Genomic DNA, 22,087 nt, shown 5'->3' with positions numbered 1-22,087 from the left:
ACCCCTGGCGTGAGCGTTGTCAGTGCCAGTGGTTAATCTGCTGATCAGTCAGTTGCGGTCGCTCATCGGGGTTGGGAGGACGGCATGGCGGCGCTCGCCTGGTTGCTGATTCCGCTTGTCGCTGCGATCTTTGCCGGTCTGTGGGGCAGTTGGGCCAACCGCACTCGCAAGGCCCGGGGCGACGGCCCTGAGCTCGACGGCTATGCCCGCTTTCGCGCGGCCATGGAGAAGCCGTCCTCGCGTACTTGATCACAGCGGTGGATCGGCGGCCCTGACGGGGCTCTGACAGGACTGTCACGTACTGTCTTGTCATGCCACGCCGCACCGCGACGATGCTCGCCTCCACCCTGATGCTGATCGCGCTCCTGTGCGCGGGAGTGTTCATTCCCGTGCCGTACGCGGAGATGTCCCCGGGGCCGACCGTCAACACCCTCGGCGATCACGACGGTGAGCCGGTGCTACAGATCTCAGGGCGCAAGACCTACCCGACGTCCGGGCACCTCAACATGACCACCGTCCGGGTCACCAGCGCCGACTACAAGATGAACCTGGTGGAGGCCGTCTACGGCTGGCTCGCGCACGACAACAAGGTCGTGCCGCACGACACCCTTTACCCGGACGGCAAGACCGAGGAGCAGTCCACCCAGGAGAACGCCGAGGAGTTCAGCCAGTCCCAGGAGAGCGCCAAGGTCGCCGCCCTGAAGGCGCTGGACATCCCGGTGCAGAGCTGGGTGATCGTCTCCACCGTCGTCAAGGGCAGCCCCGCGGAGGGCAGGCTGCACGCCGGTGACGTGATCAAGGCCGTCGACGGCACGGCGGTCAAGGAGCCCGGGGACGTCGCCGAGCTGGTGACCAAGCACAAGCCCGGACAGGACGTCGTCTTCACGATCGTGCCCGCCAAGGAGCAGGCCGCCGCGGAGAAGGAGCGCCGGACGCCGACGAAGACCGAGAAGATCACCATCAGGACCGCCCAGTCCACCGACAGCGGCGACAAGCGCGCCATCGTCGGGATCTCCGCCGGGACCGACCACACCTTCCCGTTCACCATCGACATCAAGCTCGCCGACGTCGGCGGGCCCAGCGCGGGCCTGATGTTCTCGCTCGGCCTCTACGACAAGCTCACCCCCGGCAACCTCACCGGCGGCAAGTTCGTCGCCGGCACCGGCACCATCGACGACGCCGGCAAGGTCGGCCCCATCGGCGGCATCGAGATGAAGACCATCGCCGCACGCGACAAGGGCGCCGAGTACTTCCTCACCCCCGCGGACAACTGCGCGACCGCCGCCAGGGACGTCCCGGGCGGCCTCACCCTCGTCAAGATCGACACCATCGACGACGCCCTCGGCGCCATGGAGGACATCCGCTCCGGCGACACCGCCGACCTGCCGAAGTGCACGACGAAGAGCTGAGCGGCAGGCATCCGTACGGCAGCGGGGGTGCCCCTCACACCGAGGGACGCCCCCGTCGTCGTACCGGAAGAGTGCGCAGCCGTACCGGTAGACCGCGCAGCCCTACTGGAAGACCGCGCGGCCGTACCGGAGGACCTCAGTCCGCGAAGGTCGCCGTCAGTGCTTCCGCCAGGCCCGGGACGAGCTCCGGGCCGGTGAGGACCTCCGTCGGGGTGTCCTTTTCGCGCAGCCGAAGGGCCGACTCACGGGTGCCGTCGCGCAGGACCGCGACCGTCATGCGGACCTCCTGACGGTCCGGGTGGTCCGCCACCCACTTCGTGAGCTTGGACCCGCTCAGGCCCTGCGGGACCTGGGCCTCGGCGGACGGCGGCAGCATCAGCCGCTCCACCGTGAGCGCGCAGCCGGCCACGGCGTCGGGCCAGGCGATGGTGCCGAGGAACTCGTCGAGCGCCTGGCCCGTTGGAAGTTCGTCCTGCTCGATCGGGGTCAGGCCGGAGGACTCCTGCTCGTCCCCCAGGCCGAGCTGGGCGGCGAGGCCGGGTTCCTGGGCTCGCAGCCGTGCGGTGTCGACGAGGGCGAAGAGGCGGGCGGGCTGGTCCCAGCCGAGGCCGGAGGCGTACTCGTCGATCTCGAGGACGGCCCGGGTCAGCGGGTTCGCAGCCATGGGAGTGTTGGACATGGTCACAATCCTGCCTCGTTCCCGGCCGGAATCGGGAACCGAGTAAAGGGTGAGTAAGTTGCATAGGTGTGGACCCACGATCACGGGGGGCCACGAGGGGTCCACGAAGACGCGGGCCTGACAAAGACCAACAGCGAACTTCGGGGTGCGAACCTTGGCTTTCCAGATGCCGGACCGCGGCGGAGGCCCCAGCGGGCCACGGATCAGAGTGGGACGTCCGTCACGGCGTGTCCGGACCCTGCTCCTGACACTGGGCGTGCTCGCCGTCCTCGGCATGGCCTTCACCATGTTCGCGGGGTTCTGGACCGACTGGCTCTGGTACCGATCGGTCAACTACTCCTCGGTGTTCACGACCACCCTGTGGACGAAGATCGGACTCTTCTTCGTCTTCGGCCTGTTGATGGCGCTCGCGGTCGGGTTCAACATCTGGCTGGCGCACCGGCTGCGCCCGCCGCTGAGCGCCATGTCGATGGAGCAGCAGAGCCTCGACCGCTACCGCATGGGCATCGCGCCGTACAAGAAGTGGCTGCTGCTGGCGATCACCGCCCTGGTCGGCCTGATCGCCGGTGCGTCCGCCTCCAGCCAGTGGCGGACCTGGCTGATGTGGGTCAACGGCGTGCCCTTCGGTGAGAAGGACCCGCAGTTCCACCTGGACGTCGGCTTCTACGCCTTCGACCTGCCCTGGTACCGGTTCCTGCTCGGCTTCGGCTTCGCCGCCGCGATCATCTCGGTGATCGCCGCCGCGCTCACCCACTACCTGTACGGCGGGCTGCGCATCAGCAGCCCGGGTGCGCGCGCCACGGCCGCCGCCACCGGCCATCTGTCGGTCCTCATCGGGATCTTCGTCGCCCTGAAGGCGGTCGCGTACTGGCTCGACCGGTACGGACTCGCGGTGAAGTCCAGCGACTTCAAGGCGACCGACAACTGGACCGGCCTCAGGTACGTCGACGCCAACGCCTATCTGCCGGCCAAGACGATCCTGTTCTGCATCGCCGTGATCTGCGCGCTGCTGTTCTTCGCCACCCTGTGGCGGCGCACCTGGCAGCTGCCCGTCATCGGCTTCGGCCTGATGGTGCTCTCCGCGATCCTCATCGGCGGCCTGTACCCGGCGATCGTGCAGAAGTTCCAGGTCCAGCCCAACGAGCAGGCCAAGGAAGCGCCGTACGTCGAGAAGAACCTCAAGGCGACCCGCGAGGCGTACGGCATCGACGGCACCCAGGTCACCGAGTACCCGGGCACCAGCAAGACCGAGGACAAGACGAAGCTGCGCGACGACGTCGACGCCACGGCGAGCATCCGCATCCTGGACCCGAACATCGTCTCGCCCACGTTCCAGCAGCTCCAGCAGATCAGGAACTACTACGCGTTCCCGACCAATCTGGACGTCGACCGGTACGCCAAGGACGGCAAGGACCAGGACACCGTCATCGGTCTGCGTGAGATCAATCTCAACGGCATTCCGAAGCGGAACTGGATCAACGACCACTTCCGTTACACCCACGGCTACGGCGTGGTCGCCGCCGAGGGCACCAGCGCCGACTCCCAGGGCCGCCCCGACTTCACCGAGTCCGACCTGCCGTCCAAGGGCGACCTCGGGACGTACGAACAGCGGGTCTACTACGGCGAGAAGACCACCATGTACTCGATCGTCGGCGGTCCCCAGAAGGAGATCGACTACTCCGACGACAGCGGTGAGAAGACCTACAGCTACAAGGCCGACAGCGGGGTCAGCCTCTCCAACCCGGTCAACCGGGCCGCGTACGCGGTGGCGTTCGGCGAGCCGCAGATCCTGTACTCGGGCGCCATCGGCGACGGTTCGCGCATCCTGTACAACCGCACGCCCAAGGAGCGCGTCGAGGCGGTCGCCCCATGGCTGACCATCGACGGCGACGCCTATCCGGCGGTGGTGGACGGCCGTATCCAGTGGATCGTGGACGCGTACACGACGACGAACGGCTATCCGTACTCGTCCCGTACGACCCTCGGTGACACGACGGCCGACTCGCTGACCGCCACCAACGACAACCGCGCGGTGGTGGCCCAGCAGAACCAGGTCAACTACATCCGCAACTCGGTGAAGGCGACGGTCGACGCCTACACCGGTGAGGTCAAGCTCTTCCAGTGGGACACCAAGGACCCGGTTCTGAAGACCTGGATGAAGGCCTTCCCGAACACGGTGGAGCCCAAGAGCGAGATCTCCAAGTCGCTGATGGATCATCTGCGCTACCCGCAGGACCTGTTCAAGGTCCAGCGCGAGCTGCTCACCCGCTACCACGTGAAGGACGCCACGACGTTCCTCAGCGGCAGCGAGGTCTGGCAGGTGCCGGACGACCCGACGAACAAGTCGGGCAGCGCGACACCGCCGTACTACCTGAGCATGAAGATGCCCGATCAGGCGGCGCAGGCGTTCTCGTTGACGACGACGTTCACACCGAACGGCCGGGACAACCTCAGCGCCTTCATGGCCGTCGACGCCGAGGCCGGAACCGGTGACTACGGCAAGATCAGAATCCTGAAACTGCCGACCAACACGACGGTCAACGGGCCCAGTCAGGTCCAGAGCCAGTTCAACTCCGAACAGGACATCGCCGAGACCATCAGGCTGCTCAGAGGCGGCGACTCCGAGGTCGAGTACGGCAACCTGCTGGCGGTGCCGCTCGACGGCGGACTGCTGTACGTGGAGCCGGTCTACGTCCGCGGTGGCGGGCTCAAGTACCCACTGCTGCGGAAGGTGTTGGTGTCCTACGGCGGCACCACCGCCTTCGAGGACACCCTCGGCGAGGCCCTGAACAAGGTCTTCGGAGCGGAGGGCGCGACCCCCGAGCCACCGGACGAGGGCGACGACGACGGCGGCACCACGCCTCCGCCGACGTCGAACAACCCGACCGTCCAGGACGCGCTCAACGACGCCCAGAAGGCCTTCGAGGCCGGCCAGGACGCCTTGAAGAAGGGCGACTGGGAGGCGTACGGCAAGGCGCAGAAGGACCTTGAGGACGCGCTCCGACGGGCCGAGGACGCGCAGTCGCAGGCCGACAGGACCGGCGGCGGCGCGGGCAGCGGCGGTGGCGGTGCGAGCCCGAGTGCGAGTCCCAAACCGAGTTCGAGCCCGAGCAGCAGTCCCACCGGCACCTAGGGACCCGCGGCTGAGCGAAAAGCCCACCTCGCGCCGTGATACGGTTGCAGAACAACGGCGCGGGGTGGAGCAGCTCGGTAGCTCGCTGGGCTCATAACCCAGAGGTCGCAGGTTCAAATCCTGTCCCCGCTACTGAAGTCGGCGAACACGTTTCGTACGACAGCGAAGGCCCGGATCCTTTAAGGATCCGGGCCTTTGTGATGTGCGAACGCATGTGCCGAGGGGCGGGACGGTCGTGCCGCCGTGGGGAGTTGGGGGATCTGTGTTTGACTTGTCTCTCTGTGGGCATGTCGACAAAACGCTGAAGTGACCTCACTGGCTGCGGTATACCAGGTGTACCCAGGTTGCAGGTGGTGCGACGATGGACGTTATGGGGGACAAGGCAACTCTGTTGGAGACAGGGCGGTTTGTGCAGCCTGCCGACTTTGTGCAGCCGACGGGCGATTTGGTGCAGCCGGGAAACGACGCCTCGCGACCGACGGACGGTGCCGCACTGCCGGTGGGTGATCTCTCGCAGCCCGAGGGCGACTTGGTCCTCGGGCGGCCGACCGACCAGGACGAGACGGGGGAGGCCGCCGAGGAGGCGCGGCAGCGGCTCGCCGCCGAGACCGGTGACGTCGAGGCGATGAGCGTCCTCGGCGCCATGCTGCTGCGCCGCGGTGATCTCGACGGAGCCGAGCCGCATCTGCGGGCCGCGACCGCCGCCGGGGACCGGGCCGCCGCGAACAACCTGGGAGTCCTGCTGCACCAGCGCGGGTATGCCGACGAGGCCGCCGGGTGGTGGCGGATCGCCGCCGTCGCCGGGTCGGCCGCGGCGGCGCACGCGCTGGGACGGCACCACCGCGAGCGCGGCGACGAGCCCGCCGCCGAGTACTGGCTGCGCCAGTCCGCCGAGCAGGGGCACACGCTGGGCGCCTACGCGCTCGCCGATCTGCTGGAGCACCGCAGCGACGGCCGCGCCGAGCAGTGGATGCGGGCCGCGGCGGAGCGTGGCCACCGGGAGGCCGCGTACCGGCTGGCGCGCGCGATCGACCGGCAGGCGACGGCCGCGGGCGAGGACGGGGACGACAACGGTGTCGAGGCCATCGAGGCGCTGCTGGAGGAGGCCGGGCAGTGGTACCGGCAGGCCGCCGCGCGCGGGCACCGCAGGGCCGCGCTGCACCTCGGGGCGATCCTGGAGAAGCGCGGGGAGCTCAAGGAGGCCGGACGCTGGTACCTGACGTCCGCCAAGGACGGGGAGGCGCGGGCCGCCTGCGCGCTCGGGTTCCTGCTGCGGGACGCCGGGGACACCGAGAGCGCCGCCGTGTGGTGGCTGCGGGCGGCACAGGACGGCGACGGCAACGCCGCGAACGCGCTGGGCGCGCTGCACGCCGAGCGCGGGGAGACGCAGACCGCCGAGCGGTGGTACCGGGCCGCGATGGACGCCGGCGATGTGAACGGCGCCTACAACCTGGGGCTGCTCTGCGCCGAGCAGACGCGTACCGCGCAGGCCGAGCAGTGGTACCGGCGGGCTGCGTACGCCGGGCACCGCGAGGCGGCGAACGCGCTGGCGATCCTGCTGCTCCAGGGCGGGGACACGACGGGTGCGGAGCCCTGGTTCTCCAAGGCCGCGGAGGCGGGCAGCGTGGACGCCGCCTTCAACCTGGGGATCCTGTACGCCGGGCGGGGCGAGGAGCGGGCCGCGCTGCGCTGGTACGAGCGTGCCGCCGCCGCCGGGCACACCGAGGCGGCGTTGCAGGTCGGGATCGCGCGGCTGCGGGACGGCGACGAGCTCGCGGCGGAGCGGCATCTGCGCTGCGCGGCCGGAGGTGGCAGTGCGGAGGCCGCCTACCGGCTGGCGACCGTGCTGGACGCGCGGCGGCCGCCCGAGCCGGAGCACGAGCTGGGGGAGCAGGTCCATGAGAAGAGCGAGTGCGAGGAGTGGTACGAGCGGGCGGCCACGCAGGGGCATCGCCGGGCGCAGGTGCGGGTCGGGATGATGGCCGCGGCTCGGGGTGACGTGGTGGAGGCGGCTCGCTGGTACCGGGAGGCCGCCGAGGCCGGGTCACGGAACGGCGCTTTCAACCTGGGGCTGCTGCTCGCCCGCGAGGGGAGCGAGCCCGAGGCGGCGGTGTGGTGGACGCGGGCGGCCGACGCCGGGCACGGGCGGTCGGCTTTGCGGCTGGCCCTGGTCTACGCGCGTCGCGGAGAGCTGGCGGAGGGGCAGCGGTGGGCCGATCGGGCCGTGTCGCTGGGGCCGGCAGAGGTCGCGGAGCGGGCGGCGCGGTTGCGGGACGCGCTGCGCGAGGAGCTGTCGGCGTGACGTCCGGGGGGCTACCGGCCCCCCGCGCCACGCTCGGCGACCCACCCCCGACAAGCGATTTGCCTCTGTCGGCGTCGTTGACGTAATGTTGCGTTCACCGACGCGGGGTGGAGCAGCTCGGTAGCTCGCTGGGCTCATAACCCAGAGGTCGCAGGTTCAAATCCTGTCCCCGCTACTGATGGCCTAGGGCCGGGACCCGTAAGGGTCCCGGCCCTAGGTGTGTTTCAGGGCTGATGGGACCGCTGGTGGCCGATCGCCTCCTCGTAGAAGGCGCGGGTCACCGTCTGTGACTCAGGCAGGGGTTCTCCCTCCGTCACACCCTGGGACTCGTAGGCCGACTGGAGGCGGGTCGTCGTGCCGGAGCGGATTTCCCAGTCCATGACCAGGGACGGGGTGGATTCGAGGATCGGCTTCTCCGCCTTGAGGAGTTCGGCCAGGTATGTGACGAAGCTCGCATCCTGCTTGTAGTCCGAGGCGAAGTACGAGTTCACCGTGCGGATGTAGGCCCGTAGCAGGGCCACCCCCGCGTCCACGTCGTCCTGGAGCAGCGAGCGGCCGTACAGCATGCCGCCCAGGGGCTCGCCGGGCGGCTGGCCGCCCAGGTAGGCGTAGCCCCGCTTGCCGTCGACCTTGCGCCACACCGGGTCCAGGAGCCACGCGGAGTCGACGCCGCCGTTCTGAAGGGCCGTGAGGACGTCGGCCGAGCCGAGCTGCTGGTACTGGATGTCGGCGAGGCCGCCGCCGTGTTTCTCCAGCGCCTTCTCCATGGGGTACGCGATGACCGAGCCCTTGCCGATCATCGTGCCCAGTCTGCGGCCGGCCATGGGGACATGGGACGCGGTCTCGCCGTTCTTCAGGCGGACCCACAGGCCGCTCTTCGACTTGGGGGCCGGTGAGAAGTTCCCCGCGACCCACTTGATGTCGAATCCGCCGCGCAGACCGTTCATCACCGCCGCCTCCGGGGCCGCCCACAGCGCGTCGATGTCACCCTTGGCCAGAAGCGGGAGGGCGTCCGGGGTGGGCAGGACCCGCAGCTCGACGTCCAGGCCCTCCTTCTCGAACTCGCCCTTGTCGAGCGCCACTTGCAGGGGTGCCACGTACTCGGCGCTGAGCGTCCCCGTCGCTATCGTCAGCTTGCGGGGCTCGCGCAGGGGCCGTGCGGGAGGGGCTCCGGGTCGGCAGCGGGCCGGAGTGCGGGTCGGCGCGAGGTTCGCCGGGTCCGTCCAGGAAGTCGCGCCGCAGCCCTCGACCGGGCGGATGGTGCGGCCGGCGCCGGCCGCGTCCGACGAGGAGTCCGACTCGTTCGGCGAGGAGCACGCCGACGCCGCCAGCAGTGCTCCCGCGGCCAGGAGGGCGCCGTACACGTGTCGCCTTCCGCTCATGACTGGCCCCTTCCGCGGTCCCTCGGTGCCCAGGGCGTCAGCAGGCGGCCGGCGAAGCGGATCAGCTCGGAGAACAGGACACCGAGGATCGCGACACAGACGATGCCGACGAACATCACGTCGTTCTGGAACAGGGCGCGTGAGTCGAAGATCAGATGGCCCAGGCCGTTCGTCGCGGCGATCTGCTCCGAGGCGACGATGACCAGGACCGCGACGCCCGCCGCGATCCGCGCGCCCACCAGGACGGCAGGGAGCGACGCCGGGAGCAGGACATGGCGGAACATCTGCCAGGGGGAGGCGCCGAACACGTGGCCGGCGTCGCGGTGGCCGGCGGGGACGGACATCACCGCGGACATGGTGGAGATCCAGACGAAGAAGAACACGGTCGTCGCCACGAGTGCCACCTGCGGGCCCTCGCCCAGTCCGAACATGTTCAGGAAGACGGGCAGCAGGGCGAGCTTCGGTACGACGTACAGCGCGTCCAGCAGGGGTTCGAGGGCCGCTCGTACCAGGGACAGGGAGCCCATCAGCAGGCCCAGGGCGTAGCCCGCCGCCGTGCCGGCCGCATAGCCCGCCAGGACCCGCTTCAGCGTCGCCCACACGTCCGGCCAGAGATCGCCCGCCGCGGCCCGGTCCCAGCCGTCGGCGAGGATCGTGGACGGGGCCGGGTAGACGCGGTCGTCGATCCAGGCCTGCGTCGCGGCCAGTTGCCACAGCAGGAGGAGAGAGACGGGGACCGCGAGTGCCAGGGACATCTCCAGGGCGCGCCTTCGCCGGTGGGTGCGGGCGGGGTGGAGTTCCCGTGGGCCGGGGCGGCGGACCAGGACCGACTCGGCGGGGGGCTTGGTGAGAGTCGTCATGCCGGTACGGCCTCCTTCCGCAGCAGGTCCCACAGTTCGCTCCTCAGCCCGGTGAACTCGGGGGTGGCGCGAATGTCGCCGGTGCGCGGGCGCGGGAAGGGCGGGCGGTGCTCGGCGATGATCCGGCCCGGCCGGGCGGACATGACCAGCACCCGGTCGCCGAGGACGATGGCCTCCTCCAGGCTGTGGGTGATGAACAGCGTGGTGGTCCGCAGTGTCTGGGTGAGGTCCAGGAGTTCGTCCTGGAGGATCGTGCGGAGCTGGGCGTCCAGGGCCGCGAAGGGCTCGTCCATCAGCAGGAGTTCGGGCTCCACGGCCAGAGCGCGGGCGATGGCCACGCTCCCCCAGTGCCTAAAGGGCCTGGGGGGACCCCCAGCGCATACCGCCGGAGAGGGCGGCCGGGTAGGCGTCCGCGAAGTCCGACAGGCCCATGCGGGCCAGCCAGTCGCCGGCGCGGGCGTTCGCCTCGCGGCGCGGGACGCGCTGGATGTCCAGGCCGAAGCGGACGTTCGCGCGGACGGTCTTCCAGTCGTAGATGCCGTAGTCCTGGAAGATCATGGCCGCCGGGCGCCGGTCGGTGGTGCGGATCCGAAGGGTGCCGGTGCTGGGGCGGAGCAGGCCCGCGGCGATCCGTAGCAGGGTCGACTTGCCGCAGCCGGAAGGGCCGACGACACAGACGAACTCGCCGGGCGCGACGGCCAGGTCGAGGGGGCCCAGCGCGTGGACCGTGTGGGGGGTTCGGCCGAAGACGCGGGTCAGGTCATGGGCGGTGAGTTTTGGATACGGCTCTCCCACTTCGGTCTCCTCGCGGAGTGCGGAACGGACGTGTGGGTGACGTACGGGTGGTGACGTAGGAGTGGCTGACGTACAGGTGGGTGCCGTTGACCATATGACGACCCGTCAGATTCGGGAACCCCGCCTGCACGCGGGCAGCACAGAGCCCCGGCACTCAGGGGTGCCGGGGCTCAATGGCGGCTTTCAGGCCTTCGCGCAGTTCGGGCAGAGGCCGCGGTAGGTCACCTCGACGTCCGAGACCGTGAAGCCGAAGCGCTCGGAGTCGGGCAGGTCCGCCATCGGGTTGCCCGTCGGGTGGACGTCCCGGATCGAGCCGCACTGGGCGCAGACCAGGTGGTGGTGGGGCCGGTGCGCGTTCGGGTCGTACCGCTTGGCGCGCTTGTCGGTGGAGACCTCGAGTACTTCGCCGAGGGTGACGAGCTCACCCAGGGTGTTGTAGACGGTCGCGCGCGAGATCTCGGGCAGCTTGGCCACGGCGCGCGCGTGCACCTCGTCGGCCGTCAGATGGACGTGATCGCCGGCGAGGACCTCGGCCACGACACGTCGCTGCGCGGTCATCCGCCATCCGCGTCCGCGCAGCCGTTCCAGAAGGTCACTCATGCAGAACACCTTAACAGCAGGGGGACCAGCTTCCGAATGGATGTGACTTTGGAGCTTGGTTTGACTTAGACAAAGTCCAGTATAGGATCGAGCTCGACTTTGGCCAATGCACAGGAGTGGCTGGAGTTGCTCGAACTGACGCAGGAGGCGCACGTGACCCAGGGACCGCTCACGACGGAGGCCGGAGCGCCGGTCGCCGACAACCAGAACAGTGAGACCGCGGGTATCGGCGGCCCGGTCCTCGTCCAGGACCAGCTCCTGCTGGAGAAGCTGGCCCACTTCAACCGGGAGCGCATCCCGGAGCGCGTGGTGCACGCGCGCGGCGCCGGGGCCTACGGCACCTTCACGGTGACCGCCGATGTCACGCCGTACACGCGGGCCGCGTTCCTCTCCGAGGTCGGCAAGCGGACGGAGACCTTCCTGCGCTTCTCGACGGTGGCCGGCAACCTGGGCGCGGCGGACGCCGTGCGCGACCCGCGCGGCTGGGCGCTGAAGTTCTACACCGAGGAGGGTAACTACGACCTCGTCGGCAACAACACCCCGGTGTTCTTCATCAAGGACGCCATCAAGTTCCCGGACTTCATCCACACCCAGAAGCGCGACCCGTACACCGGCAGCCAGGAGGCGGACAACGTCTGGGACTTCTGGTCCCTGTCGCCGGAGTCGACGCACCAGGTGACCTGGCTGTTCGGCGACCGGGGCATCCCCGCCTCCTACCGCCACATGAATGGCTACGGCTCGCACACCTACCAGTGGAACAACGAGGCCGGCGAGGTCTTCTGGGTCAAGTACCACTTCAAGACCGACCAGGGCATCCGGAACCTCACCCAGCAGGAGGCCAACCGCCTCGCCGGTGAGGACCCCGACTCCCACCAGCGTGACCTGCGTCAGGCCATCGAGCGGGGCGAGTTCCCGACCTGGACCGTGCAGGTGCAGATCATGCCGGCGGCGGACGCGGCGGCGTACCGCTTCAACCCGTTCGACCTGACCAAGGTGTGGCCGCACGAGGACTACCCGCCGATCGAGATCGGCCGGCTGGAGCTCAACCGCAATCCGCGCAACGTCTTCGCGGAGGTCGAGCAGTCGATCTTCAGCCCCGCCCACTTCGTCCCCGGCATCGGCCCGTCCCCGGACAAGATGCTCCAGGGCCGCCTGTTCGCGTACGGCGACGCACACCGCTACCGCGTCGGCATCAACGCCGACCACCTGCCGGTGAACCGCCCGCACGCCACCGAGGCGCGCACCAACAGCCGGGACGGCTTCCTGTACGACGGCCGTCACGGCGGCGCGAAGAACTACGAGCCGAACAGCTTCGGCGGCCCGGCCCAGACGGGGCGCCCGCTGTGGCAGCCCTTCGCCGGTTTCACGGCCGGCACCGGCGACCACGAGGCCCCGGCGCACGCCGAGGACGACGACTTCGTGCAGGCGGGCAACCTGTACCGGCTGATGTCGCAGGACGAGAAGGAGCGCCTGATCGCCAACCTCGCGGGGTTCATCGCCAAGGTCTCGCGCGAGGACATCGTCGAGCGGGCGATCGACAACTTCCGCCGGGCGGACGAGGACTACGGCAAGCGGCTGGAGGCCGCCGTCCAGGAACTGCGCGGCTGACACCCAGCACTGGACCGCTTGTCGTGCGCGGACGGGCCGGATTCCCCCGTGGGGATCCGGCCCGTTTCGCGTTCGCGCGCGCCTAGGCCGGCACGTGCTGTCGTACGGGCGCCCAGCAGCGGATGATGTCGCGGACCGAGACGATGCCGACGGGCTCGTCGCGGTCCAGGACGATCAGATGCCGGAAGCCGCCGTGTGCCATGGCCCGGGCGGCATCCTCCAGGGTCCAGCCCGGGGCGGCGAACACGACGTCGGTGGTGGTGTGGTCGTGGGCGCGTTCGGTGTCCGGGTCCTGTCCCAGCCCGAGAGAGTTGAGGATGTCGCGTTCGGTGAGAATGCCGATACCGCCCGCGTCGGGGTCGTGGACCACGGCCGCGCCGACCCGGCGGGTGGACATGAGTGCGGCGGCCTGCCGAAGGGTGTGGGTGGGGCCGATGGTGAGGACCACGGTGCTCATGGCGTCACGTACGAGCATGGATGGAGCCACCTCCTGAAGTGCCCCCGCACCGTTTGTTCACGGTTTCACAAATTCACAAGTGGGGGGACTTTCAGAGTGACAGGTAAAGAGGGGGTCAACAAGAGGGCGCTCGGTAGCGCTCGTGGTCCCACACCCGGAAGGTGAAGAGTGATGCGCCCCATGAAATACACCGTCTCCATCGAGATCGCCCTGCCGCGGGAGCAGGTGGTCCAGCTGCTCGCCGACCCTGCACAGCTGCCGAAATGGCTGCGGGGCCTGGTGCTGCACGAGCCGCTGAGTGGGGAGCACGGGCAGCTCGGCACCAGGTCGCGGGTCGTGATGCGGATGGGCCAACGGGAGTTCGAGGCCACCGAGACCATCACCCGCCGGGAGCCGGCGGACCTGCGCGAGATCCCGAGAGGGAGCGTCGTTCACTTCGACCGCGAGATCGTCGGTGAGGGCATGTGGAGCGCCGTGCGCGACCGGCTGACCGAGGCCGGACCGGACACGACGCTCTGGGAGAGCGAGAACGAGTACCGGTTCGGCGGCCTTCTGATGAAGCTGGTGGGCCTTCTGATGCCCGGCGCCTTCCGCAAGCAGTCGCGACAGCACATGCAGGACTTCAAGGCGTTCGCCGAGCAGGGAAAGGACGTCCGCGAAGCGACGGCCTGATCTGCCCTACGGAAACGCGCAGGTCAGGCCGCCGACTCCGTCAGTAGCGCTCGTTGAGGTACCCGAGCAGCTCGTCGTGCAGCAGGCCGTTCGAGGCGGCGGCGTTGCCGCTGTGCGGGCCGGGGCGGCCGTCGAGGCCGGTGAAGGTGCCGCCGGCCTCCGTGACGACGATCGCGGTGGCGGCCATGTCCCACAGGGACAGCTCCGGCTCGGCGCAGATGTCGACCGACCCCTCGGCGACCATCATGTACGGCCAGAAGTCGCCGTACGCGCGCGTGCGCCACACCTCACGCGTGAGGTCGAGGAAGCCGCCGAGGCGCCCCAGGTCCTCCCACCCGCTGAGCGAGGAGTAGGCGAAGGAGGCGTCCGTCAGTTTGGAGACGCGCGAGACGCGCAGCCGGGACGCGGAGGAGAGGCTGCGGCCGGTGAACGCGCCGTGGCCCTTGGCGGCCCACCAGCGCCGCCCGAGCGCGGGAGCGGACACCAGCCCGACCACCGGCTGGAAGCCGCCCTCCGACGCCTCCGTCAGGGAGATCAGGGTGGCCCAGACGGGGACGCCGCGTACGTAGTTCTTGGTGCCGTCGATCGGATCGATCACCCAGCGACGGGGCCCGGTGCCCTCGACGCCGTACTCCTCGCCGATGATCGCGTCTCTCGGCCGGGCCCGCTGCAACTGCCCCCGGATGAGCTCCTCGGCGGCCTTGTCCGCCTCGCTCACCGGGGTCATGTCCGGCTTCGTCTCGACCTTGAGGTCGAGCGCCTTGAATCGGTCCATGGTTGCGGCGTCGGCGGCGTCCGCGAGGACGTGGGCGAGGCGGAGATCGTCGAGATAGTCCGGCATGGGACGAACGCTATCTGCCGTGGTCCCGGTGGGGCTACCAGGCCCTGGGATCATGGGCGGATTGCCCACGGTTGGCGGGGCGCGACACACGCCGAGGGCACGGACCGTGGCGGAAGTGGCCGTAGGGGCGCCTGGGTCGGCCCCGGCACCGAAGGCCGCGCACACCCGCCGGATGGCGCCCCCGCATGCCCTCGCGAACCCTTGACAGTGACCCCGTGCGCGTCAAATCTGGGCGCAGAGCCGCTCGTCCCCGGGAGGCGAAGATGCCTGGAGCGCGGGAATCCCTGCTGGACGCCGCTTACACGGCGCTGGCGCGCCGGCCGTGGTCCGCCGTGCGGATGGTGGACGTGGCCGCGGCGGCCGGAGTGTCCCGGCAGACGCTGTACAACGAGTTCGGGAGCAAGGAGGGGCTGGCCCGCGCGCTGGTCAGGAGGGAAGCCGACGGCTATCTCGCCGGCGTCGACCGCGCCCTCGCCTCCCCGGGCGACGCCCGCGACCGCCTCGCCGCCACCGCCGAGTGGACCGCCGGCCTCGCCCGCGACAACGCCCTCGTCCGCGCCATGCTCACCGGCTGCTGGAGCGAGCGCCTGCCCTCGCCGACGCTCTCCGCGGTCCCGTCCTCCTCCGCCGTCCCGGCGCAGCGCCGAGCCGATGGCCCGCTGCCCTCACCGGGCGACTTCGTGACCACCGTGCGCGACCGTGCCGTGGCCGTCCTCTGCGGACCCGGCGTCACCAAGTCCGACACCGCCGACCTCGCCCGCTCCTGCGAACTCGTTGTCAGGCTGGCCCTGTCCTGCGTCAGCGCCCCACCCGGCGAGGGCGGTGTCGCCGATCTCGTACGCGGGGCGCTGCACCGGCAGTTGGCGAGCTGACCGGTGCAGGGACCGGTGCCGCGACCGGAGTCGCCTCAGTTCGCCGAACCCGACAGCTGCAACCCGATGACGCCCACGATCACCAGGCTGATCGACACGAGCTTCAGCGTCGAGACGATGTCGCCGAGGAAGATCATCCCGTAGATGGCGGTGCCCGCCGCCCCGATCCCCGTCCAGACCGCGTACGCCGGCCCGACGTCCAGCTTCCTCAGCGACAAGGTCAGCAGACCGAAACTGCCGAGCGCGAAGATGCAGAACGCCACGGTCGGCCAGAGGCGGCTGAAGCCGTGCGACAGCTTCAGGCAGACGGCGAAGCCGGTTTCGAGCAGCCCCGCCACAATGACCAGCAGCCACGCCATGTGCTGTCCTCCCGTATCCCCACGTTCTGTGACCGCTTCGTCAGGTTCGTCAGGCTTTGGTCAGGCTTGGTTCCGGCTCGGTGCGATTATGCCTTTACCGGACTCACACGGGGACAAACAACGCGGAGGTCAATCACCTTCCTCCAGCGACTCCGAAGGCGCTCAGTCGCCTTCCTTGCGCTCACGTGTGGCCAACAACCGCCGCAGCGAATAGAGCCGCGCCGGGTCCGCGTGCCCCTCCGCCACATACTCGTCCAACGCGCAGTCAGGTTCGTCATGACTGCACGCACGCGGGCACCCCTCGGTTCCCGGTTCCAGATCGGGAAACGCGTGGATCACCCGGGACGGATCGATGTGCGCCAGACCGAACGACCGCACCCCGGGGGTGTCGATCACCCAGCCGTCGACCGTCGTCAACGGCAGCGCCAACGCCGACGTCGTCGTGTGCCGGCCGCGCCCCGTCACCGCGTTGACATGCCCGGTGCTGCGCCGACGCTCCTCCGGCACCAGCGCGTTCACCAGCGTCGTCTTGCCCACGCCGGAGTGCCCGACGAACGCCGTGACCCGGCCGTCCAACTGCTCGCGCACCCGGTCCGCGGCGGCCCCGTCCTTCAACTCCTCGCGGTTGGTGACGACATACGGGATGTCCAACGCCCCGTACAGCTCCAGGAGTTCGTCCGGTGGCGCCAGGTCCGACTTCGTCAGGACGAGCAGCGGCTCCAGGCCGCCGTCGAACGCCGCGACCAGACAGCGGTCGATCAGCCGGGGCCGTGGCTCGGGGTCGGCGAGGGCGGTGACGATGGCGAGTTGGTCGGCGTTGGCCACCACGACCCGCTCGAACGGATCGTCGTCGTCGGCGGTACGGCGCAGCACCGACGTCCGCTCCTCGATCCGCACGATCCGCGCGAGGGTGTCCTTCTTGCCGGACAGATCGCCGACCAGCGCCACCCGGTCCCCGACCACCGCCGCCTTGCGGCCGAGTTCGCGGGCCTTCATGGCCATCACGACCCGGTCGTCGACGAGGACGGTCAGCCGTCCCCGGTCGACGGTGAGGACCATGCCCTCGGCGGCGTCCTCGTGCTTGGGCCGGATGTTCGTACGGGGCCGGGTGTTCCGGCGGCCGGGACGGGTGCGGATGTCGTCCTCGTCGGTGTGCTTGCCGTAGCGGCGCATGGCGGTGTCCCCTACGCCCCGAGCATCCCGGTCCACAGTTCGGGGAAGTCCGGCAGGGTCTTCGCCGTTGTCGCCACGTTCTCGATGCGTACGCCCTCGACCGCGAGGCCGATGATCGCGCCGGCCGTCGCCATGCGGTGGTCCTCGTAGGTGTGGAAGACACCGCCGTGCAGGCGGCGCGGGCGGATGTGCAGACCGTCGGCGGTCTCGGTGACGTCACCGCCGAGTTCGTTGATCTCCTTGGTCAGCGCGGCCAGGCGGTCCGTCTCGTGCAGCCGCAGATGCGCGACGCCGCGCAGGGTCGACGGGGAGTCGGCGAGCGCCGCGACCGCCGCGATGCCGGGGGTCAGCTCGCCGACCTCGCTCAGGTCCACATCGATGCCGTGAACCGCACCCGAACCGGTGAACACCAGCCCGTACTCGGTGAGTTCGCAGGAACCGCCCATCTCGGTGAAGATCTCACGCAGCCGGTCCCCGGGCTGGGTGGTACGGGCCGGCCAGTCCGGCACGAGCACCTTGCCGCCGGTCACCAGCGCCGCCGCCAGGAACGGCTGGGCGTTGGACAGGTCCGGCTCGACCGTCAGGTCGCGGCCGAGCAATGCGCCCGGCGTGACCCGCCAGACGTTCGGCTCGCCACCCGACTCCGGGGTGTCCACCTGGGCACCGACCGAGCGCAGCATGTCGACGGTCATGCGGATGTGCGGCATCGAGGGAAGCGCGGAGCCGATGTGCCGCACCTCCACGCCCTGGTTGAAGCGCGGCCCGGAGAGCAGCAGCGCCGACACGAACTGGGAGGACGACGAGGCGTCGATCTCCACGGGGCCGCCCTCCAGCGCACCCCCGCCGTGGACCGTGAGCGGCAGCGCGCCGCGGCCGTCGTCGTCGATCCGGGCGCCCAGGACGCGCAGGGCGTCGATCACGCCGTTCAGGGGCCGCTCGTACGACCTCGGGTCGCCGTCGAAACGGACGGGGCCGTCGGCCAGGGCGGCGACCGGCGGGAGGAAGCGCATCACCGTGCCGGCGTTGCCGACGTCGACCGTGGCCGGGCCGAGCAGGCCCGCGGGGAGCACCCGCCAGGCCTCTCCGGTGCCCTCGGGGCCCACACCTTCCTCGATCCCGACGCCCATGGCGCGCAGCGCCCCGGCCATCAGCAGGGTGTCGCGGGAGCGCAGCGGGCGGCGCAGCCAGCCGGGCTCGCTCGCCAGGGCGGCGAGGACGAGGGCGCGGTTGGTCACCGACTTCGACCCGGGCACGTGGACCGTCGCGTCGACGGGGCCGCTCGCGTGCGGGGCGGGCCAGAGGGCGGTGTGTGCGTCGGGGTTTTGGGCCATGGGTTCACTTTATAAGGAGGCCGTCCTTCTGGTGCGGCGCCGTTGTGGCTGGTCGCGCCCACGCGGCGGAGCCGCATGTCGATACCGTCCCGCGCCCCTGGGTGACTCGCCCCTTCGGGACTCCGTCACACATCCAGCAGCCAGCGACCCCCACCTATCAGCGAGCACAACGACACCGCGTGGAACAGGAACAGCCACAGTCCCGCCGGTACGTGCGTCAGCCGCGACAGCTGGTCCGCGTCCGAGTCGCCCGCACCCCCGCGTGCCCGCTTGGCCTGAAGCTCGAACGCGGGGCGCACGCCCCCGAGCAACAGGAACCACACCACCACATACGCGAACGCCGCCTGCACCTGCGGTCCGGTGAACCAGCTCACCAGCACGAACGTCCCGCCCGTCACGAACACCGTCAGCGCCCCGTACGCGTTCCGGATCATCACCAGCATCGCCACCAGCAGGGCCGTCGCCAGCCACAGCAGCAGCGTGATGCGGCCCGCGCCGAGCAGGGCGGCGCCGCCGAGGCCCAGCAGCGGGGGAGCGGTGTAGCCGGCGGCCGCGGTGAGGATCATGCCGAGGCCGTGCGGCTTGCCCCGGCTGACGGTGAGGCCGCTGGTGTCGGAGTGCAGGCGTATGCCGGTCAGCGTCCGGCCGGTCAGCAGCGCGACCAGACCGTGGCCGCCCTCGTGGGCGATGGTGATGGCGTTGCGCGAGAGGCGCCACAGTCCGTGCGGGACGACCACCGCGAGCGCGGCGACCAGAGCCGCGATCACGACCCACAGATCGGGGTCGGGCTGGGTGCCGGAGACCTCGTCCCAGAGGGCGGCGAGCGAGGCGGATGCGGTGCTGTCCATGGAGGGCTGTGGCTCCCTGTGGTCGGATGGAGTCTGGCAGTGTTGCACGTATGTGCGGACGGTATGCAGCCAGTCGTGGGCCCGAGGATCTCGCAGGAATCTTTGAGATCGAGAAGTGGGAGCCCGAGGAGAGCCTCGAAGCGGACTACAACGTGGCCCCGACCAAGGAGGTGCACGTCGTCCTCGACCGTCCCTTGAAAGACGTGGACGACCCGCGCCCGGTTCGGCAGCTGCGGAAGCTGAAGTGGGGGCTGGTGCCCAGCTGGTCCAAGACCCCCGAGAGCGCCTTCAAGATGATCAACGCGCGCGCGGAGACGGTGCACGAGAAGCCGTCGTACCGCCGGGCCTTCGCCACCCGGCGCTGCGTCATCCCCGCCGACGGCTATTACGAGTGGGTCACCGGCAAGCAGGAGCGGGACCTGGAGGTCGAGGGGCGCAAGAAGCGGCCGCGCAAGCAGCCGTACTTCGTGCTGCCCGCCGACGGATCGGTGTTCGCGATGGCCGGGCTGTACGAGTTCTGGCGGGACCGGACCCTGCCCGACGAGCACCCGCAGGCCTGGTGGGTGACCTGCTCCGTGATCACCACGGAGGCCGAGACGACCCCGCTGGCCGTCTCCCCGGCCCAGGGCCCGCACACGCTCGCCGAGATCCACCCCCGTATGCCGCTGATGCTGACCCCGGACCGCTGGGACGCCTGGCTGGACCCCTCCCGCACGGACCCCGACGAGTTGCGCACGCTCCTCGACCCGCCGCCGGCCGGACTGATGCGCGCCTACCCGGTCTCCACCCTGGTCAGCAACGTCCGCAACAACGGCCCGGAGCTGCTGAAGGAGCTGGACGGCCCCGAAGAGGGCACACTCTTCTGACGTGACGACCGAGATCATCGCGACGGAGGCGGGCGACGCCCGCATCACCTGGCACCCGGCGAAGAAGGCACGGCTGGTGCTGGCCGCGAGCCACGGCGCCGGAGGCGGCATCGGGGCCCGGGACCTCGTGGCCCTCGCCGAGGTCCTCCCGGCCCACGGCGTGAGTGTCGCCCTCGTGGAGCAGCCCTGGCGGGTGGCCGGGAAGAAGGTGGCGCCCGCGCCGAAGACCCTCGACATCGGCTGGCGGGGCGTCTGGCCCGCGCTGTCCGGGCCCGGCCTGCCCGTGATCTCCGGCGGCCGCAGCGCGGGGGCCCGGGTGGCCTGCCGTACGGCCGTCGAGCTGGGCGCCCGTGCCGTGCTCGCGCTCAGCTTCCCCCTGCACCCACCGGGCAGGCCCGAGAAGTCCCGCGCCGACGAACTGCTCGGCGCCGGCGTGCCCACCCTCGTCGTACAGGGCGGCAACGACCCCTTCGGCAGGCCCGAGGAGTTCCCCGACGGCGACCACGAGCTGGTCGAGGTGCCGTACGGCGACCACGGGTTCGCCGTGCCCAAGCGGGCACCCCTCGATCAGGGCGAGGCCGTGGCGATCGTCACGGACGCGGTCCTCAAGTGGGTCGGGTCACTCGGGTAAAGACTCGGGAATGCCGGGGGCCCGGGCTCTGTTGTGGCGGACAGCGGTGCTGAAACGGCAGCGCTCACGCCGTAGGAGAGGAAGTCCACCGCATGGGTTCGACCTTCTGCCCGACCGCCGGCAAGCGCGCCGACCTGGAGTGGACGGTGCTGCACGCGGCCAAGACCGCTCCTATTCGAGGGGCGGCAGGTACGGCAGGTCGTCTATCCTCCGATTCAGGTGGGTCCGGTTTCGGCCCTGCCCGGAATCTTGAGGAGGTGGGTCCGGTTCCCGGTACCGACGCAGGGACCGACAACGGCCAGGCGGAGCAGCCCGAGGGCCTGGGCACGGGCGTGGGCACATCGGCGGAGTCGACCGCCGAGCGCAGCGCACGCTTCGAGCGGGACGCGCTCGAATTCCTCGACCAGATGTACTCGGCCGCGCTGCGCATGACGCGCAACCCGGCCGACGCGGAGGACCTGGTGCAGGAGACCTACGCCAAGGCGTACGCGTCCTTCCACCAGTTCCGCGAGGGCACCAACCTCAAGGCGTGGCTGTACCGGATCCTCACCAACACCTTCATCAACTCGTACCGCAAGAAGCAGCGTGAACCCCAGCGCTCCGCGGCCGAGGAGATCGAGGACTGGCAGCTCGCCCGCGCCGAGTCGCACATGTCGACGGGCTTGCGCTCCGCGGAGTCGCAGGCGCTCGACCACCTGCCCGACTCGGACGTGAAGGAAGCACTCCAGGCCATCCCCGAGGAATTCCGCATCGCCGTGTATCTGGCCGACGTAGAGGGCTTTGCGTACAAGGAGATCGCGGACATCATGGGGACACCCATCGGTACGGTGATGTCCCGGCTGCACCGGGGCCGCCGTCAACTGCGCGGCATGCTCGAGGACTACGCCCGTGAGCGCGGGCTGGTCCCGGCCGGCGCCGGAGAGTCGAACGAAGCGAAAGGCTCGGGCTCATGAGCTGCGGAGAGCCGCACGAGACGGACTGCTCTGAGGTACTTGATCACCTCTACGAGTTCCTCGACAGCGAGATGCCGGACATCGACCGCGCCAAGTTCAAGCAGCACTTCCAGGAGTGCTCGCCGTGCCTGGAGAAGTACGGACTCGAAGAGGCCGTGAAGAAGCTGGTCAAGCGGTGCTGCGGACATGACGACGTGCCCACCGACCTGCGCGCCAAGGTGCTCGGGCGACTCGATCTGATCCGCTCCGGCCAGACCGTGCCCGAGCACGACGTCACGGCGACACCGCAGGAATCCTGAACGCACGGCCGTCACTC

At 70.0% G+C, this 22,087-nt stretch carries 21 protein-coding genes, 2 tRNA genes and 1 pseudogene; 13 read left to right on the top strand and 11 right to left on the bottom strand.

Annotated elements, in window-relative coordinates; genetic code table 11:
• The first annotated feature begins 84 nt into the window (after positions 1–84).
• Positions 85–249, top strand: a complete 165-nt coding sequence (locus tag ACIQWG_RS19510) for a hypothetical protein (protein ID WP_187284300.1) — start codon at positions 85–87, stop codon at positions 247–249.
• A 62-nt stretch (positions 250–311) separates the two neighbouring features.
• Complete coding sequence (locus ACIQWG_RS19505) at positions 312–1,409, top strand: PDZ domain-containing protein (RefSeq protein ID WP_404097065.1); 1,098 nt, start codon at positions 312–314, stop codon at positions 1,407–1,409.
• Positions 1,410–1,545: 136 nt separating this feature from the next.
• Here the strand turns inward: ACIQWG_RS19505 and ACIQWG_RS19500 are convergent, their stop codons facing one another.
• Positions 1,546–2,088: a PPA1309 family protein gene (locus ACIQWG_RS19500; protein ID WP_404097062.1), complete on the bottom strand. Its 543-nt coding sequence runs from the start codon at positions 2,086–2,088 to the stop codon at positions 1,546–1,548.
• Positions 2,089–2,254: 166 nt separating this feature from the next.
• Here ACIQWG_RS19500 and ACIQWG_RS19495 point away from each other — a divergent pair, with 166 nt between their 5' ends.
• The 4 genes from ACIQWG_RS19495 to ACIQWG_RS19480 all read left to right on the top strand — a co-directional run bounded on the left by ACIQWG_RS19495 (position 2,255) and on the right by ACIQWG_RS19480 (position 7,698).
• Positions 2,255–5,221 (top strand): UPF0182 family protein, encoded by a 2,967-nt coding sequence (locus ACIQWG_RS19495; RefSeq protein WP_404097733.1) that lies wholly within the window; start codon positions 2,255–2,257, stop codon positions 5,219–5,221.
• Positions 5,222–5,279: 58 nt separating this feature from the next.
• Positions 5,280–5,353 (top strand) — tRNA-Met (locus ACIQWG_RS19490).
• A 229-nt stretch (positions 5,354–5,582) separates the two neighbouring features.
• The gene (locus ACIQWG_RS19485) at positions 5,583–7,523 is read left to right on the top strand and encodes a sel1 repeat family protein (RefSeq protein WP_404097059.1); all 1,941 of its coding nucleotides are present in this window, start codon (positions 5,583–5,585) and stop codon (positions 7,521–7,523) included.
• A gap of 101 nt (positions 7,524–7,624) precedes the next feature.
• Positions 7,625–7,698: transfer RNA gene (locus tag ACIQWG_RS19480), tRNA-Met, on the top strand.
• Between the two features lie 49 nt (positions 7,699–7,747).
• On the opposite strand, the gene ACIQWG_RS19475 is transcribed toward ACIQWG_RS19480, so the two are convergent.
• The 4 genes and pseudogenes from ACIQWG_RS19475 to ACIQWG_RS19460 all read right to left on the bottom strand — a co-directional run bounded on the left by ACIQWG_RS19475 (position 7,748) and on the right by ACIQWG_RS19460 (position 11,160).
• Positions 7,748–8,905 (bottom strand): ABC transporter substrate-binding protein, encoded by a 1,158-nt coding sequence (locus ACIQWG_RS19475; RefSeq protein WP_404097056.1) that lies wholly within the window; start codon positions 8,903–8,905, stop codon positions 7,748–7,750.
• Positions 8,902–9,765, bottom strand: a complete 864-nt coding sequence (locus ACIQWG_RS19470) for an ABC transporter permease (protein WP_404097053.1) — start codon at positions 9,763–9,765, stop codon at positions 8,902–8,904. Before ACIQWG_RS19470 ends, ACIQWG_RS19475 begins: the two co-directional genes overlap by 4 nt.
• Positions 9,762–10,560: pseudogene (locus ACIQWG_RS19465) on the bottom strand (ABC transporter ATP-binding protein). The gene ACIQWG_RS19470 and the pseudogene ACIQWG_RS19465 overlap by 4 nt, the downstream one beginning before the upstream one ends.
• 183 nt (positions 10,561–10,743) lie before the next feature.
• Entirely contained in the window at positions 10,744–11,160 is a 417-nt protein-coding gene (locus ACIQWG_RS19460) for a Fur family transcriptional regulator (protein WP_328423642.1), read from the bottom strand.
• 153 nt (positions 11,161–11,313) lie between these two features.
• On the opposite strand from ACIQWG_RS19460, the gene ACIQWG_RS19455 reads away from it, so the two are divergent.
• Entirely contained in the window at positions 11,314–12,768 is a 1,455-nt protein-coding gene (locus ACIQWG_RS19455) for a catalase (RefSeq protein ID WP_404097731.1), read from the top strand.
• An 82-nt stretch (positions 12,769–12,850) separates the two neighbouring features.
• On the opposite strand, the gene ACIQWG_RS19450 is transcribed toward ACIQWG_RS19455, so the two are convergent.
• Complete coding sequence (locus tag ACIQWG_RS19450) at positions 12,851–13,243, bottom strand: cyclic nucleotide-binding/CBS domain-containing protein (protein ID WP_404097049.1); 393 nt, start codon at positions 13,241–13,243, stop codon at positions 12,851–12,853.
• Positions 13,244–13,396: 153 nt separating this feature from the next.
• Between ACIQWG_RS19450 and ACIQWG_RS19445 the strand changes: the two genes are divergently transcribed.
• Positions 13,397–13,897, top strand: a complete 501-nt coding sequence (locus tag ACIQWG_RS19445; protein WP_404097046.1) for an SRPBCC family protein — start codon at positions 13,397–13,399, stop codon at positions 13,895–13,897.
• A 40-nt stretch (positions 13,898–13,937) separates the two neighbouring features.
• Here the strand turns inward: ACIQWG_RS19445 and hisN are convergent, their stop codons facing one another.
• Complete coding sequence (gene hisN / locus ACIQWG_RS19440) at positions 13,938–14,738, bottom strand: histidinol-phosphatase (protein ID WP_404097043.1); 801 nt, start codon at positions 14,736–14,738, stop codon at positions 13,938–13,940.
• Positions 14,739–15,001: 263 nt separating this feature from the next.
• Between hisN and ACIQWG_RS19435 the strand changes: the two genes are divergently transcribed.
• Complete coding sequence (locus ACIQWG_RS19435; protein ID WP_404097039.1) at positions 15,002–15,610, top strand: TetR/AcrR family transcriptional regulator; 609 nt, start codon at positions 15,002–15,004, stop codon at positions 15,608–15,610.
• 35 nt (positions 15,611–15,645) lie between these two features.
• Here the strand turns inward: ACIQWG_RS19435 and ACIQWG_RS19430 are convergent, their stop codons facing one another.
• The 4 genes from ACIQWG_RS19430 to ACIQWG_RS19415 all read right to left on the bottom strand — a co-directional run bounded on the left by ACIQWG_RS19430 (position 15,646) and on the right by ACIQWG_RS19415 (position 19,321).
• On the bottom strand, positions 15,646–15,969 hold the full coding sequence (locus tag ACIQWG_RS19430) for a DMT family transporter (protein WP_404097036.1): 324 nt from the start codon (positions 15,967–15,969) through the stop codon (positions 15,646–15,648).
• A gap of 162 nt (positions 15,970–16,131) precedes the next feature.
• Positions 16,132–17,142: a ribosome small subunit-dependent GTPase A gene (gene rsgA / locus ACIQWG_RS19425; protein ID WP_404097033.1), complete on the bottom strand. Its 1,011-nt coding sequence runs from the start codon at positions 17,140–17,142 to the stop codon at positions 16,132–16,134.
• Positions 17,143–17,153: 11 nt separating this feature from the next.
• Positions 17,154–18,473, bottom strand: coding sequence for a 3-phosphoshikimate 1-carboxyvinyltransferase (aroA, locus tag ACIQWG_RS19420; protein ID WP_404097030.1), 1,320 nt, complete (start codon positions 18,471–18,473; stop codon positions 17,154–17,156).
• Between the two features lie 125 nt (positions 18,474–18,598).
• On the bottom strand, positions 18,599–19,321 hold the full coding sequence (locus ACIQWG_RS19415; RefSeq protein ID WP_404097027.1) for a M50 family metallopeptidase: 723 nt from the start codon (positions 19,319–19,321) through the stop codon (positions 18,599–18,601).
• A gap of 50 nt (positions 19,322–19,371) precedes the next feature.
• Here ACIQWG_RS19415 and ACIQWG_RS19410 point away from each other — a divergent pair, with 50 nt between their 5' ends.
• The 4 genes from ACIQWG_RS19410 to rsrA all read left to right on the top strand — a co-directional run bounded on the left by ACIQWG_RS19410 (position 19,372) and on the right by rsrA (position 22,070).
• Positions 19,372–20,187 (top strand): SOS response-associated peptidase, encoded by an 816-nt coding sequence (locus tag ACIQWG_RS19410; RefSeq protein ID WP_404097024.1) that lies wholly within the window; start codon positions 19,372–19,374, stop codon positions 20,185–20,187.
• 1 nt (position 20,188) lies between these two features.
• Complete coding sequence (locus ACIQWG_RS19405) at positions 20,189–20,818, top strand: alpha/beta family hydrolase (RefSeq protein ID WP_404097018.1); 630 nt, start codon at positions 20,189–20,191, stop codon at positions 20,816–20,818.
• Between the two features lie 257 nt (positions 20,819–21,075).
• Entirely contained in the window at positions 21,076–21,771 is a 696-nt protein-coding gene (gene sigR, locus ACIQWG_RS19400) for an RNA polymerase sigma factor SigR (RefSeq protein WP_404097728.1), read from the top strand.
• The gene (gene rsrA, locus ACIQWG_RS19395; protein WP_404097015.1) at positions 21,768–22,070 is read left to right on the top strand and encodes a mycothiol system anti-sigma-R factor; all 303 of its coding nucleotides are present in this window, start codon (positions 21,768–21,770) and stop codon (positions 22,068–22,070) included. Before sigR ends, rsrA begins: the two co-directional genes overlap by 4 nt.
• The last annotated feature ends 17 nt before the right edge of the window (positions 22,071–22,087 follow it).

It is taken from the genome of Streptomyces sp. NPDC098781 (assembly GCF_044759995.1).
Lineage (GTDB): Bacteria > Actinomycetota > Actinomycetes > Streptomycetales > Streptomycetaceae > Streptomyces.
The sequence above is the reverse complement of the archived record's forward strand: the minus strand, read 5'-3'. Positions and strand labels throughout refer to the sequence as shown.

What these genes read in the sequence shown, in the direction of transcription:
- ACIQWG_RS19510 (WP_187284300.1), top strand. Translation starts at nt 85, where the DNA reads ATGGCGGCGCTCGCCTGGTTGCTGATTCCGCTTGTCGCTGCGATCTTT.
- ACIQWG_RS19505 (WP_404097065.1), top strand. Translation starts at nt 312, where the DNA reads ATGCCACGCCGCACCGCGACGATGCTCGCCTCCACCCTGATGCTGATC.
- ACIQWG_RS19500 (WP_404097062.1), bottom strand. Translation starts at nt 2,088, where the DNA reads ATGTCCAACACTCCCATGGCTGCGAACCCGCTGACCCGGGCCGTCCTC.
- ACIQWG_RS19495 (WP_404097733.1), top strand. Translation starts at nt 2,255, where the DNA reads ATGCCGGACCGCGGCGGAGGCCCCAGCGGGCCACGGATCAGAGTGGGA.
- ACIQWG_RS19485 (WP_404097059.1), top strand. Translation starts at nt 5,583, where the DNA reads ATGGACGTTATGGGGGACAAGGCAACTCTGTTGGAGACAGGGCGGTTT.
- ACIQWG_RS19475 (WP_404097056.1), bottom strand. Translation starts at nt 8,905, where the DNA reads ATGAGCGGAAGGCGACACGTGTACGGCGCCCTCCTGGCCGCGGGAGCA.
- ACIQWG_RS19470 (WP_404097053.1), bottom strand. Translation starts at nt 9,765, where the DNA reads ATGACGACTCTCACCAAGCCCCCCGCCGAGTCGGTCCTGGTCCGCCGC.
- ACIQWG_RS19460 (WP_328423642.1), bottom strand. Translation starts at nt 11,160, where the DNA reads ATGAGTGACCTTCTGGAACGGCTGCGCGGACGCGGATGGCGGATGACC.
- ACIQWG_RS19450 (WP_404097049.1), bottom strand. Translation starts at nt 13,243, where the DNA reads ATGCTCGTACGTGACGCCATGAGCACCGTGGTCCTCACCATCGGCCCC.
- ACIQWG_RS19445 (WP_404097046.1), top strand. Translation starts at nt 13,397, where the DNA reads ATGCGCCCCATGAAATACACCGTCTCCATCGAGATCGCCCTGCCGCGG.
- hisN (WP_404097043.1), bottom strand. Translation starts at nt 14,738, where the DNA reads ATGCCGGACTATCTCGACGATCTCCGCCTCGCCCACGTCCTCGCGGAC.
- ACIQWG_RS19435 (WP_404097039.1), top strand. Translation starts at nt 15,002, where the DNA reads ATGCCTGGAGCGCGGGAATCCCTGCTGGACGCCGCTTACACGGCGCTG.
- ACIQWG_RS19430 (WP_404097036.1), bottom strand. Translation starts at nt 15,969, where the DNA reads ATGGCGTGGCTGCTGGTCATTGTGGCGGGGCTGCTCGAAACCGGCTTC.
- rsgA (WP_404097033.1), bottom strand. Translation starts at nt 17,142, where the DNA reads ATGCGCCGCTACGGCAAGCACACCGACGAGGACGACATCCGCACCCGT.
- aroA (WP_404097030.1), bottom strand. Translation starts at nt 18,473, where the DNA reads ATGGCCCAAAACCCCGACGCACACACCGCCCTCTGGCCCGCCCCGCAC.
- ACIQWG_RS19415 (WP_404097027.1), bottom strand. Translation starts at nt 19,321, where the DNA reads ATGGACAGCACCGCATCCGCCTCGCTCGCCGCCCTCTGGGACGAGGTC.
- ACIQWG_RS19410 (WP_404097024.1), top strand. Translation starts at nt 19,372, where the DNA reads ATGTGCGGACGGTATGCAGCCAGTCGTGGGCCCGAGGATCTCGCAGGA.
- rsrA (WP_404097015.1), top strand. Translation starts at nt 21,768, where the DNA reads ATGAGCTGCGGAGAGCCGCACGAGACGGACTGCTCTGAGGTACTTGAT.